We start from the raw sequence: 21,008 nt of genomic DNA on the forward strand, positions 1-21,008 counted from the left end.
TGGGGCTGGTGCCGGTGGAGCGGCAGTCGGGCAGTTCACTGGCAGGGCCGTCCCGCCTGTCCAAAGCCGGCCCGGCGCGGGTGCGGGCTGTTCTGTACATGGCGGCGGTGGTGGCGATCCGCTACAACCCGGACATCAAGGCGCACTACGAGCGGCTGCTGGCGCGCGGCAAGGCGAAGAAATCGGCGCTGGGCGCTGCCATGCGCAAGCTGGTGCACCTGTGCTTTGGCGTACTCAAAACACAGAAGCCTTATCAGCCCGATTTTGCGTTCAGTGATTGACGGGCAAGACGGTATCTACGGATTGCGTAGCACGGCGGGTTACGCAGCAAAGCTGCTAAGCCGCCCTACGTGTAATGCGCCATGTTCGGCGGCGTATAGGGCAGTGCCAAACCCTTGGCACGCCAGGCGATGAAAGCTTCTGCCGGCATGGGCTTGGCGATCATGTAGCCTTGCGCCTCGTCGCAGCCCATCACCGCCAGCGCCTGCCAGACGGCTTCGCTCTCGATGCCTTCCGCGACCACGTTCAGGCCGAGGATGTGGCCCAGCTCGATGATGGAACGCACGATGGAGACGTTTTCAAAGTTGCCTTCCAGCGCGGTCACGAAGGCTTGGTCGATCTTGAGTTCGTGCACCGGCATCTTGGCGAGATAGGCGAACGAGGAATAACCCGTGCCGAAGTCATCGATCGAGAGTTTGACGCCCAGCGAGCGCAGTCGGTGCAGGTTGCGCAGCAGCTCTTTCGGTCGGTTCATCACGCCGGTTTCGGTGATTTCCAGACAGAGGTACTTCGCGTCCACCGCCATCGCCGCCAGCGATTCTTCGATGAAATCGACGAAGGTTTCGTCTTCGACATCGCTCACGCCCACGTTAACCGATACGCAGATCGAGACTTCCGCCAACGCCCAGTGCTCCAGCTGGCGCAGCACGGCCAGCACCATCCATTGCGTGATCGCGCGCAGTTTGCCGGTCTGCTCGGCAAACGGGATGAACAGGTTGGGCAGCACCCAGCCCCGATCCGGGTGCATCCAGCGGATCAGCGCCTCGGCGCTATGCACCGTGCCATCCGAGATCCTGACCTTGGGTTGGTAATAGACCTCGAATTGATTGCTGACCAAAGCCTCGCGCAGCTCGCCCAGCAAGGTGAGCTGGTTCTTGCGATTCTCTTCGTAAAGTGGTTCATACAGCTCGAACCCCTGATGCCGCCGCTTGGCTTCATACATGGCGGCTTCGGCGTGCCGCAGCAGCAGATCGGCATCGCGGCCATGATCGGGCGAGAGCGCCACGCCAATACTGGCCCCCATATCGATCCGCTGCCCATTGACGACAATGGCGTCGGCCAGCGCATCTTCGATGCGGCCGATTTGCACCGGCAAATGCGTTTCATCGGTATCCGGCAGCAAGATGGCAAAAGCATCGCCGGAGAGCCGCGCGCACAACTCGCCCGGCCCGCTCATCAGGGTGCCCAAACGCCGACCCAACGCGGCAATAGCCGCATCGCCGGTTTGGTAGCCGAGGTAGTCGTTCACGTATTTAAACTGGTCGACATCCAGCAGCACCACCGAAAACGGCGGCTTGCCCTGCCGTAGCGCCAACTCGACGCGATCGATGAACAAGGTACGGTTCGGTAGATTGGTCAGCCGGTCCTCATAGGCCAGCCGCCGCATATCGCGCTCACGTTCGGCCACGGCTTCGCTCATGGCGTTGAAGCCATGCGCCAGCTCGCCGATTTCATCATTGCTATGCCATTCAACCCGCGTGCTGTAATCCCCCTGCCCGATCCGGCGCACGGCGCTGACCAGATCGAGCACCGGCTGGGTCAGCCGCAACGCCAGCCACCAGGACAGCAACGCCCCCAACAGGAAAATCAGCCCGCCCAGCATCAGCGATTGCATCAGCGCGGCGCGCATCTGGCCGGCGATATCGCTGATGTCCACATCCGCGCCGATCATGTAGCGAAAGCCATTCGCCGCCGTGCCTGCCTGGAACAACGAGCGGAAATCACCATAGCGGTCGTGATATTCGGCAAAGTGCGGGCCGCCATCCGCCACGGCGCGCAACATGCTCTGCCCGGCGGTATCAGAGCGCGAATAGAAACGGCCATCGTCATCCAGACCCATTTCGCGGCTGACTGTGGTGTTCATCAGGTAGTGGATGCGCGGGCCATCCAGCACGAACAGGTAGAGATAGCGCAGGCCGGCGGCTTTGCAGTAGCGCTCGAAGGCATGCACGTATTCCGAATATTCCGCATCGGCGAGCGTGCCGGGGCTCTTGGCCCGCACGATGTAATCGACCGGCAGCATATGCGGCGCGGCGGCCACGGCCGAACGCAGGCGCGCGTCGATTTCGTTCTGGATACCGGAGGATTTCAGCAGGTAGCTGTAGGTGGTGTAGATGCTGGTGGCAGCGAGATTGATCAGCAAGAACAGGAGCATGATCTTGCCTCTGATGCTGCGCAGCATTTTTGGACGCCAGATCGGCATGGGCCACCACGTTATCTATGCAGTTTTCATAGATAGTCGAGCGGCCCAACCTTGCCAAGCTCTACTTTAGTTCGTACAGGGACTGTCAGAATCCCTACTCAAGCCAGGTTTTGCGCGCTGCAACACGCGCCTGATCCTGACCTACCGGTCGCAGGCCCCATGTATCGGCCAGCGCAGTACGGATCGACAGTCTGCGCACGATCAACTCATCCCGACGGAAGGCATGCACTTCCACCTCGCTGCCGACCGGATAACCGCCCAGCAAGGTATCGAGATTCGCCATCGTCACACGTAGCCCATCCCACGCGACCAGCACATCGCCGGCCGACAAGCCCGCTGCCCGCGCCGCGCCGCCATCGAGCACATGGGTCAGCTTCACGCCGCCCGCCTCCCCGGCCAGCCGCGCACCCAGGCTATTGCCCGGCGTGCCGATTTCCTTCCAGCCGCCCTTGTCGCCACTCGCGGCCGGTGCGCGCAACTGGGTTTCCACACCGAACTCCGTCAGCAGCCCAGCCACCGGCAGCGCATCGGTCGAGCGCAGCGCCTGATCAAAGAACGCCTTGAGATCGACGCCGGCCACCTCGCTCGCCACGCGCTCCCATTTGTCCTCCGCCACGCCCTGCCCTTGGGGATAGAAATCACGACCGAAGCGTTGCCATAAGGCGCGCATCACATCATCGAGGCTCTTCGCCCCGCTGGTTTGCTGGCGAATGGTGAGATCAAGGCACAGCGCCGCCAACGCCCCTTTGGTGTAATAGCTCACCAAGACATTCGGGCTGTTTTCATCTTGCCGGTAGTACTTCACCCACGCGTCGAGGCTGGCTTCCTCCAGATTCTGCTTGAGCCGCCCTGCCCCGCGCTCAACACCCGTCAGCGTTTGCGCCACGAGATCGAGATATTCCTGTTCCGTGATCAGACCGGTGCGCACCAGCGTCAGGTCGTCGTAATACGAGGTGATGCCCTCGAACGCCCACAACAGCCGGGTGTAGTTCTCCCGCGTGAGGTCGTACGGCGCATAGGCCGCCGGCTTGATGCGCTTGACGTTCCAGCTGTGGAAATACTCGTGGCTGCACAGGCCGAGAAACTGCCGGTATGACGGCTTGACGGCCGTTTCATGCGCTAGCGGCAGATCATCGCGGCTCGCCATCAAGGCGGTGGACGAGCGATGCTCCAGCCCACCGTAGCCATCGCCGGTCACCATGGTCATGAACACGTAGCGCTCGAACGGCGCAGGCTCGCCGAACAGCTTGATCTGGTATTCGCAAATCTGCTTCAGATCGCGCTTGAGCCGTTTCATGTCGGCGCGATGCCGGCCAGCGATGACGATCTCATGCGGCACGCCGCACGCCTTGAAGGTCTCCCGCGTGAACTCGCCCATCTCGACCGGATGATCGATCAGCGCATCGTAATTGGCCGCGTGATAAGCGCCGAAACGGCTGGGCTTGTCGCTATCGTGCGGTAGCGTGGTGGCGATCTGCCAGCCCTTATATTGCTTCCCTTCCGGTTGCGCGATCTCGACCGACACCGGCAGATCTTCCTGCCCCGCCACCGCCAGAAACACGCTGGTGCCATTGAAGAAGCCCCGCGCCTCATCCAGATACGCACCGCGCACGGACAGATCAAAAGCGTAGACGTCGTATTCAAACGTCAGCTCGCCCTTCACTGGCGCGGCTTGCCAACGCTGCTTATCCAGCTTCGTCACCCTAACCGCTTTGCCCTTTGCATCCTGCGCCGAGATCGCCACCACATTGCGGGCGAATTCGCGGATCAGATAGCTGCCGGGAATCCATGCCGGCAACCAGACGATCTGGCCGGCGGCATCCGGCTTGGTGATGGTCAGGGTGATGCGGAACAGGTGGGCAGCAAGATCAACGGGTGCGATGCGGTACTGGATGGAATGCGGGACGGCAGGCGAGGCGGTTTTGGGCATGGCGAAGCGGGCTCCGTGGGCGGTCAGGCGACCGGCGAAGGTGCGAGTTTAACGCGGAGTGGTGGGGATTCGGGGCGCGGCCGCTGGCGGGTCAACGCCGGCCAGGGGGTTGTTGCCTCGGTTAACCCCGGCCGGAAAAGCCGTCCGGGCTACAGGATTAACGCACCTGGCTCGGCATCTTCGCCAAGCCGACCTGATTCCGCCCTGCCGCCTTGGCGCGGTACAAGCCTTGGTCGGCTTGTTCGATCAGATCGCGCACACTCATGCCTTGCTCGAAACTCGCCACCCCGGCGCTGAAGGTCGAAGAGAACTTGCCTTCCGAGGTGAGCTGGTAGATCGCGGCGAAGCGTTCGCGCCACTCATCCACGCGTTGCGCGGCACGCAGATAGGTCATGTCCGGCAGGATCACGCAGAATTCCTCGCCGCCATAGCGACCGACCAGATCGGGCTCTTGCGCGCAATGGCGCAGCAAGCGAGCGAGGCTTTTGATGACCGCATCGCCGGTCAAATGACCGTAGGTGTCGTTCACGTTCTTGAAATGATCGATATCGATCATCGCCAAGGCCAGCGGGCGGTCGCTTTGGGTCGAGAGGAACAGCTCGGACTGCAGCCGGGTGGTGAAGTGGGTGTGGCTCAGCAAGCCGGTAAGACTGTCCCGAGTGAGGGCGCGGCGCAGTTTGCGGTAGCGGTCGGCCACGATGCTGACGGTGGAAATCAGTTGTTCGATGTCGTTGTTCTTGACCAGGAAATCCTCGCCGCCCATACGCCGCGCCGAGAGCTGATGGCCCAAGCGCGTTTCGGTAGAGAGGAACACGATGGGCAAGCCGTCGTATTGCGGATGCTGGCGCACGATGCGGGCGATTTCATCGCCGGTGTAATGCGGCATGTAGACATCCATCAGCACCAGATCGGGCTTGTAGCGCTGCAGCCACAGGAAGATTTCCAGCGGGTCCTGAATGTGCTTGGCCTGCATGCCGCTGCTTTCGAGCACCTTTTGCGCCCAATGGCCGCTGGCGACCGAGTCATCGACAATCAGGATGCGATACGGGATGGGCTCGTTGTTTTCCAGCAGCGCATCGAGCCGGTCGGCCAGTTTCGACGGATCACAGGGCTTGCTGATGAAATCGCTCACCCCGGCGCGCAGCAGTTGAATCTGGCTGACGATGGTCTGCTGGCTGGACAACAACACCAGCGGCCAGTTGCCAATGCGCGAAAGGCGTTGCACCAGCTCTTGCAAGGCCAAGCCGCCTTCGAGGCCGGTATCGTCCAGCAGCACGGCCTGGGGTTTCGTTTCGGCGAGCGCCACCAGCAAGGCGGCGGGCCGTTGGAATGCGATGCTGTCAAAACCAAACGATTTGAGCGCGTCCGCCAATGCCGAGCCGGTTTCCGCTTCGGCACACAAAATCAGGATCGGTCGTTCAACGAGCTCAAGCATGGGGTTCCGGTTGTTATCTTTATGGAATAAGCAGAGCTTACAACGTAGACGCCGCTACCGAAGGCCGGGCCTACACACGGCCCGACCAACGTCATGCAACGACTGACCGGAGCACCGGCAGAGCGGCGTTCCAGCCCGACGCGGCACGATGGGAAAACCGCCAGCCCTCGCCAACAAATCGCTATTCCTTGCCTTGCTTGCGGGCGAAGTCATGCAGTTGCCGCCGCACCTTCTTGCTCGGCCGCCCGCGCACCAGCGGGTTCTCGAACTGCGGTTCGGCCGCTTGTGCCTCCCGCACCAGTTCGCGCTTGGCGATGCTTTCCGGCGACTCCACGTACAACGACTGGGCCAACACCGCCGAGCCGCGCTTTTCCGCCAGTTGCAATACCGTGACGCTGAATTCGCCATGCGCTGCACGGATACGCAGCTCATCGCCCGCTTTCAATGCACGTGCCGGTTTGGGCCGCTCGCCATTCAGCATCACCCGGCCGGCTTCGACCGCTTCAGTGGCCAGCGTGCGTGTCTTGAAAAAACGCGCCGCCCAGAGCCATTTATCGAGCCGTACTTTATCGCCGTCAGTGTCCTGCTTCATGGCTTTGTTCAAGATGGGTTTACTCCGAAGGGATGCGGCTGACGCCCAAACCAAAGGGCGATTGTACCTACTGCCAGCATCCCGTTTACGGCTACAAACGCGAAAAGGCGCGCGATACCGGCAACGTGGTTCACTTAAGCCGTTTTTGCTTCGATTTCCCATGCCGATACGAACACTGCCGGACTTGCGGCGCAATCTTCTGTAGGAGCGAGCTTGCTCGCGATGGCACTGTTTCATTCACCACAGCCATCGCGAGCAAGCTCGCTCCTACAGCGGCCTGCCAGACGAAAAAGCACCGCATTTCCTGAATGGAAAGCGGTGCTTTTTCAGCATTGGTGCCATACCGGCGTATTGTCTAGCGCTTAGCCGGCACGGCAACGCGCCGCTCTTTCAACCGACCATCAACAGGAGAACAACCATGAGCCTGAATATCGTCATCACCGGTGCCAGCGCCGGTTTCGGGGAAGCGATGACCCGCCGCTACGTGCGCGAAGGGCATCGCGTGGTGGCTATCGGCCGGCGGCAAGATCGGCTGGCAGTACTAGCGCAGGAGTTGGGCGATGCGGTCTTTCCGCTGGTGCTGGATGTGATCGACCGCGCTGCCGTCGCGTCCTTGCCCGAGCGGCTCCCGGCCGGTTTCACGCCGGATGTGCTGGTCAACAATGCCGGACTGGCACTCGGCCTGAAGCCCGCCCACCAGGCCGATCTCGATGACTGGGAACGGATGATCGACACCAATATCAAGGGTCTGGTCTACGTCACCCGCGCCCTGCTACCGGGCATGGTCGAGCGCGGGCGCGGGCACATCGTCAACATCGGCTCCACCGCCGGCGAGTGGCCCTACCCCGGCGGCAATGCCTACGGCGGCACCAAAGCTTTCGTGCACCAGTTCAGCTTGAATCTGCGCGCCGATCTAATCGGCACGCCCGTCCGGGTGACCAATATCGAGCCGGGGCTGGCGGGCGGTACCGAGTTTTCGCTGGTGCGTTTTCATGGCGATGCGAGCAAGGCGCAATCGGTGTACGACGGCACGCACCCCTTGTCGGCGGACGATATTGCCGAAGCGGTGTATTGGGCGACCACCTTGCCGGCGCATGTGAACGTCAACACGCTGCAATTGATGCCGGTGTGCCAGGCGTTCGGGCCGCTGGCGGTGCATCGGGAACGCTAAACAGATCGACCCTTGCAGGTCGTCTTCAGACCACGCAGCCCGGACGCCTTCTACGGCCGGGTTTTCTAGCGCATTGACCAGCGCAATCCCAGCTGGACACACCGAGCCATCGATTTTTCAGGATGGGTTGTGCGTAAGCAAAACCCATCAACCAATGCGCCGCGATGCGTACAGCAACTGATCTTGCTTACGCGCAATTCCCCCAATAGGCAACGTGCCACCTCATCATGAGCGATGGCAGGCTTAGGCCCTCGTCAGCATCCCCCCCTCGCCCCCACCGGGCAATCCTCTCCCAAAGCCATGCTGCGCTGCAAAAAACGGCTTTTGTGCTGTCCGCCGCAGTGCCCTCACGGAATAAATTCACCCCATCAACTGACAAAAAACCAACATTAACATGACCTCAATTGAACTTTATAAAACATATACGTACATACAAACCACTATGTTTTCACAAACAAAGTAAGTTACATTGAAGGCGGCGAAAGAAATGTCATTGAGATGAGTGGACTTCCTGCTGAATGCAGCACTCAGTGATCAGCAACCTGCCCCAGCAGCGGCAGCATCCACATCAACAAAAATATGGCTAGAGAGGATCAAGCATGCTGGAAGGGTTCGCTGCGCTATTGCATCGCTCGCCAGAGATCGCCTTGTTCCTGGCACTCGCAATCGGCCATGCAGTCGGCGCGATCCGTTGTGGCCCGATCCAGTTGGGCGGTATCTGCGGCACCTTGTTGGCGGCGCTTGCCATCGGTTCATTCGGTGTCACGCCCGACCCCGGTATCAAATCCTTTTTCTTCGTCCTGTTCATCTTTGCCTTGGGCTTTGCCGGTGGGCCGCAGTTTTTCGCCAGCCTGAACGCCAAAGGGCTGCGGCTGGCGCTGTTTTGCATCATCGAAATCACCGTAGTGCTGGTGATGGTCATGATCGCCACCCGCCTGTTCGGGCTCGACCAAGGCTCCGCAGCGGGGTTGATGGCCGGCGCGGCGACCGAATCCGCCGTCGTCGGCACCGCATCGGATGCCGTCTCCAAACTGCCGTTGACAGATGCGCTGATCCAGCAGCTGCAGGCCAATGTCGTCACGGCGTATTCGATCACCTACGTCTTTGGCCTGGTGACGATCGTAGTGGCGACCAGCCAGCTGTTCCCCTTGTTGCTGGGCATGAACGTGCGCGCCGAGGCCGAGCGGCTGTGGCAAAAAATGGGCGGGCAGCCACACGCCGATGGGGCGACGAGCATGGCGGCGCTGCCGGTGATCGTCGGGCGGGTGTATCGGGCGGAAGCTGCGGCGGGCAAAAGCGTGGCAGACATCGAGGCGCTCTACCCGACCATCAGCATCGAGCGCATCGGCCGCGGCGATGCCGTGTTCGACGCCACGCCGCAATGGCTGCTGCAAGCGCAAGACCGCGTGCTGGTCACCGGCCACCGCGAGGATGTATTGGCCCTCGCACCGGTACTCGGCCCGGAGGAAAGCCGGGTCGGCCGGCTGGATTTCGTGATCGAAACGGCGGACATCGTGTTCAACCGGCGCGAGCTGGCCGGGCAATCGCTGCGGCAATTGCATCAGGCCACGCGTGAATCCGGCATCAACGATGGCGTGCAGTTCATCGCCGTATCGCGCTCCGGCCAAGCCTTGCCGATGGCGCCGGATCTGGACGTGCAAGTGGGCGACGTCATCCGCGCCTATGGCTCCAGCCGCAATATCAATCGCTTGCTGCCGTGGCTTGGCCCACGCGTGGATCAATCGAACCAGACCGACTTCTTTTATGCCGGGCTCGGCATGGTGCTCGGCATCGCCATTGGCCTGTTCAGCATCCGGCTCGGCGGCGTGCCGTTCTCACTCGGCACCGGCGGCGGCGCGTTGCTGACCGGGCTGATCTTTGGCTGGTACCAATCCCTGCATCCGCACATCGGCCATATTCCCGAATCGGCAGTGGCCTTGCTCAAGGACTTGGGGCTGGCGATGTTCATTGCCTGCGTCGGTTTGTCATCCGGGCCACAGGCATCGGTGCTGATCAAGAAATACGGCTTCGCCCTCCCCTTGACCGGCGTCCTGATCGCCCTCATTCCCGCAACCCTATCGCTGCTGGTCGGCCGCTATCTGCTCAAGCTGGAAGCACCGGTCTTGCTGGGCGCGATTGCCGGCCAGCAATGCAGCACACCGGCGCTGAGCGCGGTGGTGAACACGGCCGGCAATGCCACGCCGCTGCTTGGCTACACGATTACCTACGCGATTTCGAATGTGGTGCTGCCGCTGATGGGGCCGCTGATTGTCTTCATGGCGGGGCAAGTCGGCGTGCGCTGACCGGCCTCGTATTTAGTCGCTGTTGGAGTGGAGGAGAGAGACGTGGATTGGTTACATCAAATATTCAAACATGCACCAGAAATAGCGTTGTTCCTGTCGCTCGCGATCGGTTATCGCATCGGCAAGATCAGCCTGGGCAAATTCCAGTTAGGCGGGGTTGCCGGCTCGTTGCTGGTGGCGGTCGTCGTCAGTCAGGTGGGCGTGAGCATCGATCCCGGCGTGAAGTCGGTGTTGTTCGCGCTGTTCATCTATGCGGTCGGCTATGAAAGCGGCCCGCAGTTTTTCAGTTCGCTCGGCAAGCAGTCGATCCGCGAGATCATCCTGGCCATCGTGCTGGCGGTCACCGGGCTGGCCACGGTGGTGATTCTGGCCAAACTGACCGGTCTGGATAAGGGCTTGGCCGCCGGGATCGCAGCGGGGGGTCTCACCCAATCCGCCATCATCGGCACGGCGGGCGATGCCATTGCCAAGCTGGGTCTGGCGGCGGAGGAGGTCAAACGGCTGCAGGGCAATGTGGCGATCGGTTATGCGGTCACCTACGTGTTCGGCTCCTTCGGCGCGATCATCGTCTGCGTGAATATCCTGCCCAAGTTCATGGGCCGCGAGATTCGCGAAGATGCGCTGGCCGCCGAAGCTGAAATGCAAACCGGCGTGCGGGTGCTGGGGCCGGGCCAACTGGCTGCCGCACCGGCCTTGGTTGGCCGCCTGTATCAGGTCGGCCCGGCTGCCGGACGCAGCATCGTCGAGATCGAGAACGCCGCCACTTCGGCGATCACGATCGAGAAACTCAAGCGCGACGGACAAGTATTCGAAGTCACGCCGGATATGGTGCTGCAGGCCAGCGACATCGTCCTGGTCGTCGGCCGCCGCGCCGCCGTGCTGGAGCATGCAACCCGGCTCGGCAAGGAAGTCCGCGAGGAAAGCGGCATGGAGCTGGTGATGCAGCGCCGTGAGTTGGTGGTTTCCAACAAGGAGCTGCACAACAAGACCGTGGGCCAGATCGCGGATGAGACCTCCGGCGGCGTGCGCCACGGCGTCTACGTCATCAGCATCTTCCGCATGGGCAAGGCGCTGCCGATCGTGCCGGAGACTGTCATTCATACCGGTGATGTCGTCACCGTCTATGGTGCCGAGCACGACGTCAAACGGGTAGCCGGCCTGGCCGGTTACCTGGTCATTCCCAGCGACAAGACCGACTTCGTCTATCTGGGTGCCGGCTTGGTCGTCGGCCTGTTGGTCGGGATGCTGACCGCCAAGCTGGGTGATATTCCGCTCACGCTCGGCAGCGGCGGCGGCGCGTTGCTGTCCGGCCTGCTGTTTGGCTGGTTCCGCGCCAAGAAGCAGACCTTTGGCGCCATGCCCGGTGGTGCGGTGCAGATTCTCAAGGATCTCGGTCTGGCCGGCTTCGTGGTGGCGGTGGGCTTGAATTCCGGCTTGCAGGCGGTCGATACCATCCGCGAACACGGGCTATCGATCTTCCTGATCGGCGTGGTGGTCACGATCCTGCCGCTGATCATCACCATGCTGTTCGGCCGCTATGTGCTGCGCTACGACAACACAGCAATTTTCGCCGGCTCCCTGGCCGGCACACGCAGCGCCAATCCGGCCTTCGGCGAAGTACTGGACAAAGCCGAGAACTCCATCCCCACGGTGCCGTTCGCCATTACCTATGGTCTGGCCAACGTGTTCCTGACCTTGCTCGGCCCCTTGGTCGTCGCCTTGGTGTGATTTGGCCGGGGCTGGCCACCCGGCTGGCTCCGGCAATGCTCGCCATGCACAGCCGGGAACGTGGCGAGACATTTATTTCCGGTAGTAGTCGATAAGACAGGAGTGGACTTTCATGGACTTCAAGAACCTCGATGAGTTGGCTGGCTTGAGCCCGTTCGAACTCAAAGACGTACTGATCAAGGCCGCATCCAGCCAGAACCGGTCGATGCTGAACGCAGGCCGGGGCAATCCGAACTTCCTCGCGACCATCCCCCGCCACGGGTTTTTCCAGTTCGGCCTGTTTGCCATGACCGAGGCGGAAAATTCCTTTGTCTACATGCAGGAAGGCGTGGGCGGATTTCCGCAACGTGACGGCATCGAGGCGCGCTTCGATATCTTCACCGCCCGCAATGCCGGCACCAAGGGCATCGACTTCATCCGCTCCGCCGTCTCTTATGTGCGCGATCAGCTTGGCCTGTCGGCCGGCGATTTCATTTACGAGATGTGTGAGGCGATCTTGGGCTGCAACTACCCGGTGCCCGATCGCATGCTGAAGTTGTCGGAAAAGATCGTCGCCCAGTACATCCACCGCGAGATGATCGGCACGCACCCGTTCAAGGGTCACTTCGATATGTACGCGGTCGAAGGCGGCACCGCCGCGATGACCTACCTGTTCAACAGCATGCGTGAAAACCACCTGCTGGAACCGGGCGACACCATCGCCTTGGGCATGCCGATCTTCACGCCGTATATCGAAATTCCGGAGCTGAACGACTATCAGCTGGTCGAGCTGAAAATCGATGCGCCGCCGGAAAACAACTGGCAGTTCACCAAGGAAGAACTCGACAAGCTGCTCGATCCGAAGGTGAAGGCGTTCTTCCTGGTCAACCCGAGCAACCCGCCGTCGGTGCGCATCAATGACGAAGTGCTGCAGTACATCGTCGAGATCGTGAAGAAGCGGCCGGATCTGATCATCCTGACCGATGACGTGTACGCCACCTTCGCCGATGATTTCGTCTCGCTGTTCGCGATGTGCCCGTATAACACCATCCTGGTGTATTCGTTCTCGAAATACTTCGGGGCGACCGGCTGGCGCATGGGCGTCGTGGCCACGCACGAAAACAATCTGCTGGATAAAAAGATTGCCGAGCTGCCGGAGCATCACAAGCAGGAGCTGGACGAGCGCTACCACTCGATCACCACCACCCCGCGTGACCTCAAGTTCATCGATCGCCTGGTTGCCGACAGCCGCACCGTGGCACTGAATCACACGGCGGGTCTGGCTACGCCGGTACAAGCGCAGATGACGTTCTTCTCGCTGTTTGCCCTGATGGACGAGGCGGATGCCTACAAGACCGCCATGAAACGCATCGTGCGCCGCCGCAAGGTCGCGCTCTATCGCGAGCTGGGCTTGGAGGTGCCGCACGATCCGGATTCGATCGATTACTACCACTTGCTCGATCTGAAGACGCTGGGTGCGCAGATGTACAGCCAGGAGTTCGTCGATTGGCTGATCACCCAGATCAAGCCGAACGAGCTGCTGCTGCAACTGGCGCAGGAAACCGGCGTGGTGTTGTTGCCGGGCGGTGGCTTCGGTACGGCGCATCCATCCGGGCGGGTGTCACTTGCCAACCTGATCGAGGCGGATTACGCCCGCATCGGCGCGGCGATCCGCAAGCTGGGCGGCAAGTATCACGAGCGGTATCTCGCGCAGCAGGACAAAGCGACCAAGCTGTAACGGACGAGGGACACACCTCGCCGCTTGGGTTGCCATTACATCGACAAAGGCAAAACGCCCGGTACGCAATCAATGCATACCGGGCGTTCTCTTTGGCCAACTCGGAATCGGTTATCCCAGTTATTCCTTTGCGGGATACCACCCTTTGGGAATGAAGCGAATTCGCTTCAAGCGCGGTTCTTCCCAGACGAACCAGGAAATGCCGCGATCCTCGGTTCGTTCTTCCGGCATGCCAACCAGCATCAATAACCGGCTATCCGGCTGGAATTTGATGGACCCGCTGCCGTACCACGGATCACTGTTGTCAAGCAGCGCATCCTCAACGTTGACCGCGGAATTGGCGGTCATGCCTTCCGGTTGGTAAACCTTCCCGGTGCGGGCATTGATGATGGTGATTTGCGTGCAATTCGTGCCGCAGCCCCATGTCGCCAAAATATAGTGCCCGGCGAAATTGGGGCGCGCCTTGCTCCAGGCCGTCAGACGCGTTCTATATTCCCTTGCGTCGGGGTTCTTCCTGAAATCGATGGCCGCATTGGGGCCTTCATATTTTTTTGCCGGAAAACCCGCGAACTTCGGCGCATCAATCGGGATATCCCTTTTCCGAATCGTATATTCGTCATACCCGTCCTCGTCGGTCACTGCGAACGTCACCATTGAGGTCGTGCAAAAAACCAGTGTTAGCGAAATCAGAATCTGCTGCGACACGCTGCGCATTGCATGCTCCTTTCTTCAGCGATGGCGGAATACCACGCGGGGCGAATTATTTCGCCCAGGCAACCAGCGCTCCGAGTTCGTCGAACATGGGAAACTTGGGAGAAAAATCCATGCCGCCCGAATCGATTAGCGCGATCACACGTTTGCAAATCTCCCCTTTATCTCCACGCTGGAACATATCCTGAACCGCTGCCCTGCCACCGTTGGTAGCCGCATCCGCCAGTTCGCCCAAAACGGCATCACGCTTGCTGGCTCCTCCGCTGGCAAATGCTTCCTCACTCCGCAGCCGAATGTATTTGCCCGCAGCACTCACATATTTGGCATTACGCGATTGCCAGGTAGATACGAATTCCTCGGCCGTTTCGGGGCGGCCCAGCAAGGCGAGGCAATCCCTACCCAATCTACCCACCACGAAATTGGTCGTACCGATGAAAGACGATGCAGCATCACGAGATTCGGAATACACCGAGGGAGGCTGTTGTGACATTGCCGCATTGGAGAACAACACCGCGGCAAGGCAGAGCGGAATAGCGCGAAGATGCATGGTTTTTATTTCCTGATATGGATCAGATATGGGATCAGATGTGGATTAAACGAAGCCATCGACTTGCATGAACCGGTTTGCATTCGTTAGAACCTGCTCACGATCTGTCGCGAGCGGCCCTCAGCGGGGTGAAGAGCAGCGCAGCAAGATCATGAACAGGTTCTTATTTCGAAACGACATAGGTATTGGCCACGACATCATGCAACGTCTGGCTCTTGGGATTGAACAATGCCCAAAGATAGCCAAACCACAGCACCAGCGAAGAGGGAATACTGACCAGGGCACGGATAAAGGCTTTATCGTTTTTGACTTTGGCGCCGTGTTCATCAACCAGCTTGATATTCATGATTTTCATGCCAATGGTGGCTTGGGATTCCGATGCCATCATCAGGGCGGTGTAGAGCACATAAATCAACAAGCCACCCACCAGCGGAATCACGATCTCGCCGATCCAGAACGGGATAAGAAGAATGATTCCGTCGATCAGCCCACCCAGAACACGGCTGATGATTGGCGCCAGCTCCAATTCTGCGGTAGCCGGGGCCATTGGCAGCGCTGCTGGGGTGGCAGGTGTTGCCGATCCATTGCTGGCAGGTGCCGGCGGCACCGCAGGCGGCACCACTTTCGCCGGTACGGCAGGTGGAATCGCCGCGACGGTTTCCGGTTGAAGCAAGCCATCAAGCGCGGACCATTCAGTCATGCCGGCCTGCCAATAGAGCGACTGGCGGGTGAGCTTGCCCTGCCCGATCATATCCTGGACTTCGGCAAGGATAATGGGGCCATGGGCCTGGCCATCAATGACGACAAACAATTCGGGCTTGGTAGACATGGTGTGCGTCTTTGATTAATTGGGGTTGAGTGGAATTGGGGAAATGGGGTGGGATTTCGTGAAATTCAGTGACGTAATTTCTGGAGAACGGTCGGCAAATTGCCGCCAAGCAGGCTGACCCTGATCGCATCGAGCGACGGGCTGCGCGGGTCGTACCACTCGACTTGGTATTCGATGGAGCCGGAACCCAGAATGGTCGTGACCTCGCCTTCGCACCGGCGTGTACCGTGCCGCGCATCAAACGCCAATTCCTTGCTGCGACGAATCGACATACCCGCAAACGGAATGGTGGCGTTGACGAAGCGCACGAAGCTGCCGAACTGCGTCACGATTTCGCCCTCGGTGATCTTGCTGTTACAGCTCGGCAGCTGAACCTGCCCCGACCACGCGGATTCGGCCCGCTCCAGCCAGCCGTTGGGAAGAAACAGATTCGCGCCCCACCACGCAATGAAGCCGAGAAAACCCAAGCCCACCAATCGCCAAAACCAGGAGCGCCTGGGTTTCTTGAACTGCACAGAAGTACTGCCGGCTTGCATGCGATACGCCTCCCTCGTTGTATCGATCTTGATTCGGCCACCCCGTATGAAAGGGGTCTGCACCGTAAGGTTTTATCTGGAAAGTCATGTTGCGTTATTGGGTGGCCGTCGGCGCTGAGAGCCTGTTTACGATCTGGCCAATGACATCAGTTATGCGCCTGCGGCGCGGTTCAAAAGCATGACAGCGGGAATCCGTCCCGCGGCCGGGAAAAGGTATTTGTCTCGCCAAATACCTTTTCACTCGCCGCTTATTCAAACAAGGCGCGACCCTGCGCCTTACGCCTCGGCTGAACGAAGCAAAGCTTCGCACGCCACGGACTTCCCTCAGTCAGTCCACTCTGATGAGAGCAAGCTCCCAGGGTCTCGCTCCATTCTTTCGGCACTTAGCGGAAGGGAAACCCCGGATGCCACCATTACGTATTGATCTGATGACATCAGCAAGATTGGGAACAGACTCTTGACCATGCTTAAAGTCGAGACACAAACTTTCCAATGCAGAAATAAATAAATCAGAAAATATTATATATACATTTCGAAAACATTTGTGCGATCCGCATCACACAGTCAATTAGCAAACACCGTTCATTTGATGCTCAAACGCAAGGCGTCCGGTGCTGTGCGTTACGGTGCAATCGCATCAACGCGGCGGCGGTTCATTGGGTAAGCCCCAATGACAAAGCCCCACTTGCGTGGGGCTTTGTCGGCTTGACGAGCACGCTTGCTGCAATACATCAGGGTTCAGTATTTAACGCCTAACTTGATCCATAACGTCCGGCCCGGCTCCTGCAAGGTGGTATCGGCCGCATAGCCAAAACCAGCATCCCCCGCGCGATTCAAATGCTCGGTGTATTCCTTGTTGAAGACGTTATCCACGCCAGCGGTCAGGCGAACGGTCTTGTTGAAGTCATAACTGCCGTTGAGCGAAAACACGCCAAAGCCGGCGGAAGGCCCGAAGTCACGGCCGACGACGTTCCCTTCGTTCTGCGCAATGCGCGTTTGCGCAGCGGCGAGCCGCCACAACGCACCGAGCGACCACTTATTGGTGGCATAGGTCGCACCGAAGCGCGCTTCCATCGGCGGCAGCTGTGGCATGGCTTCTCCGCGGGTAATGTCCTCGCCCCAGGAGTACGCCAGCGAACCGTCAAACTTCCAGTTGTTCCATTGGTAATTCGCGCCGAGTTCACCGCCAGCGATGCGGGCATCGATGTTATCCGCAGTCGCAGTCAGGCCCATCATGCTGGCTTTGTTGTCATAGCTGAACAGGATGTAGTCCTTCACGTAGCCGGCATACATGGAAGCCCATGCCTGCACGTTCTTGCCGTGATATTGCGCGCCGAAATCCAGCTGGGTGGTTTTCTCCGGCCGAATCGCAGAGAACGCGTTCACCGCGCCATCCGGACCATATTTCGGCGAGAACAGTTCCCAGAAATCCGGCATCCGTTCGGAATGGCCGATGCCGGCAAACACGGCGGTCGGGCTGCCGGCCAGGTCTTGCTCGTAGCGCACGAACCCGGACTTCAGCGTTTCGCTGCGATCATGGTCATAGACCGGTGGCTTGGGGCCAGTGGCGACACGGTCGTCATAAGCGTTGGCGCGGTCGATTCGCACGCCGCCGATCACCCGTTGCAAGTCGCTGCGATTCCAGGTGAGTTGGCCGAACGTGCCGATATCCGACATCTTGGCATCCTGCACCCAGGGCATATTCAGATAGGTATCAATGCCCGCCCCACCCCGCCGACGGTGCGTGTTGGTCGAGCCATCTACCCCGGCGATGAAACTCAGGTCATCTGTCCAGTGCATGGTTGCGGCGACCCGGCCGCCGATGGTTTTGCGATCGAGATTGGTCGCCATCGCCGGCATCTGGGTGGTGGGCTGGCGCAGCGTGTAGTTGTCCATCACGTGGTCGGCGTAGTTGTAATAAACCTGCGCTTCGACCTTGTCGATGCTGTCGCTGACGGCGCGGCGCTCGAACTTGAGGCTGGCGCTTTCACGCTTGAACTGGGTGCCGTCCATGCTGCGGCCGGCATAGCGCGCTTCACCATTGCCGGTGCCGACAGTTAATTCCAGCTTGGTCAGGTCATCCGGCGTCCAGCCAATGGCAGCATCGGTGTTCCATTTGTTCCACTTCGAGCCGACGGTATTGCCGTCACCATCCGAATAGTCGCCCGAATGGGAGTGGTTGCCGGTGATGCGCACATAACCGGTCGGGTTGCCGACGGTGGCGTCGATATTGCCGTCGTTGCGGCCAAACGAACCGACCAGCGCGCTGGCTTCCACGCGTGCGCCGGGCGCTTCGAAACGCTTGGTATCGCGGTCGAACTTCACTGTGCCGGCCGATGCGCCCGGCCCCCAGATCACCGACTCCGGGCCTTTGATCACGGTGATCTTGTCGTAGGTTTCCGGCGATACGTAGGAAGTCGGTGTATCCATCCGCGCCGGGCAGGCGCCGAGCATGGTGGTGCCATCAGTTTGCAGATTGATGCGTGAGCCGAACATGCCCCGGAATACCGGATCGCCGTTCGAGCCGCCGTTGCGGATGGACGAGAAGCCGGGAATCGTCTTCAGATAATCCGCGCCATCGCTGGCAGGTACTGGCTGACGTGGTTTTTTTGGATCGGTGACAACGGTCAGCGGCGCAGTTTGGCGCGCGGCGGTGACGATGACGGGGTCGAGATCATAGACCGGTGTCGCGCCGGGTGCCGTTACTGCTGCGGCAACCGGTTGGGTCGGGATGGAGTCCGCTGCAGGTTCGGACGCGGCAAAGACAAGAACCGGTGCAGCCAGGGCACACGCCAGGGCCAAAGCCAGCGGGCGCGGACGGGAAATGGATTTCTTCATGATAAGCAGCCTATATCGTCTGTTCATGAGCAAAACGATAGCATGGGCCTATTTTCATTCTGAATGAATTAATGACATTTCACTATGCGACCAACAATCATCAACGCCCAAGGAAAAATACAAAAAATTGTTTATTTTCAATATATTAAAAAACAAAATTCATTCATTTAGAATTGATTCAGAAAGCTCGCCCAACTGAAATCAGCGCAAAACCATGCCAAAACGACAAATATAAAAAAACTATCAATAGCCGCAATAAAAAACGCCGACCTCCTGGTCGGCGTTTTTCGCGGCATTTCGGGCACACGGCCCGAATGCAAGCGTTGGCTTAGCCTTCAGCCTTGGAAGCGCGGCGGCGCTCGTGTTCCTGCAGGTAACGCTTGCGGATACGAATGCTGACCGGGGTGATTTCCACCAGCTCGTCGTCATCGATGAACTCGACCGCGGATTCCAGCGACAGCTTGATCGGCGTGGTCAGGCGCACGGCTTCGTCGGTGCCGGAAGCGCGCACGTTGGTCAGTTGCTTGCCCTTGATCGGGTTCACGACCAGATCGTTATCACGGCTGTGAATACCGATGATCATGCCTTCGTACAGCTTGTCGCCCGGGGAGACGAACATGCGGCCGCGGTCTTCCAGCTTCCACAGTGCGTAGGCGACGGCTTCACCGTTGTCTTGCGAGATCAGCACGCCGTTGTGACGGCCCGGCAGGTCCGCCTTGACCGGTGCGTAGTCATCGAACACGTGGCTCATCAGGCCGGTGCCGCGGGTCATGGTCATGAAGTCGGACTGGAAGCCGATCAGGCCACGTGCCGGAATGTGGTATTCCAGACGGGTACGGCCTTGGCCATCCGATTCCATATTGGTCAGTTCGCCACGGCGACGACCGATTTCTTCCATGATGCCGCCCTGGTGTTCATCTTCCAGATCGATGGTCAGGTTTTCGTACGGCTCGCACTTCTGGCCGTTGATTTCCTTGTACACAACGCGCGGCTTGGCGACGGCCATTTCAAAGCCTTCGCGACGCATGTTTTCCAGCAGGATGGTCAGGTGCAATTCGCCACGACCGGAGACGCGGAAGATATCCGCATCGGCGGTGTCTTCAACGCGCAGGGCGACGTTGGTCAGCAGTTCCTTGGTCAGGCGGTCGCGGATCTGGCGGCTGGTGACGAACTTGCCTTCGGTGCCGGCGAGCGGCGAGGTGTTGACCATGAAGTCCATGTTCAGGGTCGGTTCGTCCACGCCCAATACTGGCAGGCCAACCGGCGCGTCCTTGTCACAGATGGTGACGCCGATGCCGATATCGTCCAGACCGGAAATGATGATGATGTCGCCGGCTTCAGCGCCTTCAACCGGAATGCGCTCCAGACCCTGGTAACCCAGCACCTGGTTGATGCGGCCGGTAGCCACTTGTTCTTCGTGGTTCATCACCACGACTTGCTGGCCCGGCTTGATGCGGCCGTTGAGCACCTTGCCGACGCCAAGACGGCCGGTGTAGGTGGAGTAATCCAGCGCTGCCAGTTGCAACTGCAGCGGCGCATCCGGGTCACCCGGCGGGGTCGGCACGTGCTTGAGCACGGTCTCGAACAGCGGACGCATATTGTCCGATTCCTGATCGAGTTCCATCTTGGCAAAGCCATTCAGGCCGGATGCGTAGATGATCGGGAAATCGAGTTGTTCGTCGGTGGCGCCGAGCTTGTCGAACAGGTCGAAGGTTTGATCAACCACCCAGTTCGGACGAGCGCCCGGACGGTCCACCTTGTTGATGACGACGATCGGGCGCAGGCCGAGGGCCAGTGCCTTCTTGGTCACGAAGCGCGTTTGCGGCATCGGGCCTTCAACGGCATCCACCAGCAGCAGCACGCCGTCGACCATGCCCAGCACGCGTTCCACTTCGCCGCCGAAGTCGGCGTGGCCCGGGGTGTCGACGATGTTGATGTGCACGCCTTCGTAATCGATGGCGGTGTTCTTGGCCAGAATGGTAATGCCACGTTCTTTTTCGATGTCGTTGCTGTCCATCACGCGTTCGTCAACCTGTTGGTTGTCGCGGAAGGTGCCGGACTGGCGAAGAAGTTGGTCGACCAGCGTGGTTTTACCGTGGTCGACGTGGGCAATAATGGCAATGTTGCGGAGGGCGCGCGTCATGGGTGGGGGCTGCTTTGGTTAATTGGCGAATCGCGAAACCGGAGAT

Annotated in this window: 15 protein-coding genes; 5 read left to right on the plus strand and 10 right to left on the minus strand. The window is 59.8% G+C overall.

Annotated features, from left to right (window positions below; translation table 11 throughout):
* On the plus strand, positions 1-281 hold a 281-nt coding region (locus BR41_RS20115), incomplete at its 5' end, for an IS110 family transposase (protein ID WP_035060734.1).
* 65 nt (positions 282-346) lie between these two features.
* Here BR41_RS20115 and BR41_RS20120 read toward each other — a convergent pair.
* From BR41_RS20120 to BR41_RS20135, 4 genes are all read right to left on the minus strand, one after another.
* The gene (locus BR41_RS20120) at positions 347-2,434 is read right to left on the minus strand and encodes a putative bifunctional diguanylate cyclase/phosphodiesterase (RefSeq protein ID WP_169741339.1); all 2,088 of its coding nucleotides are present in this window, start codon (positions 2,432-2,434) and stop codon (positions 347-349) included.
* A gap of 142 nt (positions 2,435-2,576) precedes the next feature.
* A complete protein-coding gene (locus BR41_RS20125; RefSeq protein WP_035060736.1) occupies positions 2,577-4,412 on the minus strand; it encodes a M61 family metallopeptidase in 1,836 nt (611 codons plus the stop codon).
* Between the two features lie 157 nt (positions 4,413-4,569).
* Complete coding sequence (locus BR41_RS20130; RefSeq protein ID WP_051711462.1) at positions 4,570-5,847, minus strand: GGDEF domain-containing response regulator; 1,278 nt, start codon at positions 5,845-5,847, stop codon at positions 4,570-4,572.
* A gap of 181 nt (positions 5,848-6,028) precedes the next feature.
* Positions 6,029-6,439 (minus strand): RNA-binding S4 domain-containing protein, encoded by a 411-nt coding sequence (locus BR41_RS20135; RefSeq protein WP_035060738.1) that lies wholly within the window; start codon positions 6,437-6,439, stop codon positions 6,029-6,031.
* 418 nt (positions 6,440-6,857) lie between these two features.
* On the opposite strand from BR41_RS20135, the gene BR41_RS20140 reads away from it, so the two are divergent.
* The 4 genes from BR41_RS20140 to BR41_RS20155 all read left to right on the plus strand — a co-directional run bounded on the left by BR41_RS20140 (position 6,858) and on the right by BR41_RS20155 (position 13,358).
* Positions 6,858-7,610, plus strand: a complete 753-nt coding sequence (locus BR41_RS20140) for an SDR family NAD(P)-dependent oxidoreductase (RefSeq protein ID WP_245616030.1) — start codon at positions 6,858-6,860, stop codon at positions 7,608-7,610.
* A gap of 599 nt (positions 7,611-8,209) precedes the next feature.
* Positions 8,210-9,913, plus strand: coding sequence for an aspartate-alanine antiporter (aspT, locus tag BR41_RS20145; protein ID WP_035060740.1), 1,704 nt, complete (start codon positions 8,210-8,212; stop codon positions 9,911-9,913).
* Positions 9,914-9,955: 42 nt separating this feature from the next.
* The gene (gene aspT / locus BR41_RS20150; RefSeq protein WP_035060744.1) at positions 9,956-11,641 is read left to right on the plus strand and encodes an aspartate-alanine antiporter; all 1,686 of its coding nucleotides are present in this window, start codon (positions 9,956-9,958) and stop codon (positions 11,639-11,641) included.
* Between the two features lie 112 nt (positions 11,642-11,753).
* A complete protein-coding gene (locus BR41_RS20155) occupies positions 11,754-13,358 on the plus strand; it encodes a bifunctional aspartate transaminase/aspartate 4-decarboxylase (protein WP_035060746.1) in 1,605 nt (534 codons plus the stop codon).
* 120 nt (positions 13,359-13,478) lie between these two features.
* Here BR41_RS20155 and BR41_RS23255 read toward each other — a convergent pair whose 3' ends face one another.
* The 6 genes from BR41_RS23255 to typA form a co-directional block, all read right to left on the minus strand.
* Positions 13,479-14,072 carry a hypothetical protein gene (locus BR41_RS23255; RefSeq protein WP_051711464.1) on the minus strand — a complete coding sequence of 198 codons (594 nt, stop codon included), beginning with the start codon at positions 14,070-14,072 and terminating at the stop codon, positions 13,479-13,481.
* A gap of 46 nt (positions 14,073-14,118) precedes the next feature.
* Positions 14,119-14,616, minus strand: coding sequence for a hypothetical protein (locus BR41_RS20165; RefSeq protein ID WP_035060749.1), 498 nt, complete (start codon positions 14,614-14,616; stop codon positions 14,119-14,121).
* A 163-nt stretch (positions 14,617-14,779) separates the two neighbouring features.
* Positions 14,780-15,445, minus strand: coding sequence for an RDD family protein (locus BR41_RS23260; RefSeq protein ID WP_051711466.1), 666 nt, complete (start codon positions 15,443-15,445; stop codon positions 14,780-14,782).
* A gap of 65 nt (positions 15,446-15,510) precedes the next feature.
* Positions 15,511-15,981, minus strand: a complete 471-nt coding sequence (locus tag BR41_RS20175) for a hypothetical protein (protein ID WP_035060751.1) — start codon at positions 15,979-15,981, stop codon at positions 15,511-15,513.
* 738 nt (positions 15,982-16,719) lie between these two features.
* Positions 16,720-18,819: a TonB-dependent copper receptor gene (locus BR41_RS20180; protein ID WP_084187453.1), complete on the minus strand. Its 2,100-nt coding sequence runs from the start codon at positions 18,817-18,819 to the stop codon at positions 16,720-16,722.
* Positions 18,820-19,147: 328 nt separating this feature from the next.
* Complete coding sequence (gene typA / locus BR41_RS20185) at positions 19,148-20,962, minus strand: translational GTPase TypA (protein ID WP_035060754.1); 1,815 nt, start codon at positions 20,960-20,962, stop codon at positions 19,148-19,150.
* Positions 20,963-21,008: the final 46 nt, after the last annotated feature.

The sequence above is a fragment of the Andreprevotia chitinilytica DSM 18519 genome, assembly GCF_000711875.1.
In the GTDB taxonomy this organism is placed as follows: domain Bacteria; phylum Pseudomonadota; class Gammaproteobacteria; order Burkholderiales; family Chitinibacteraceae; genus Andreprevotia; species Andreprevotia chitinilytica.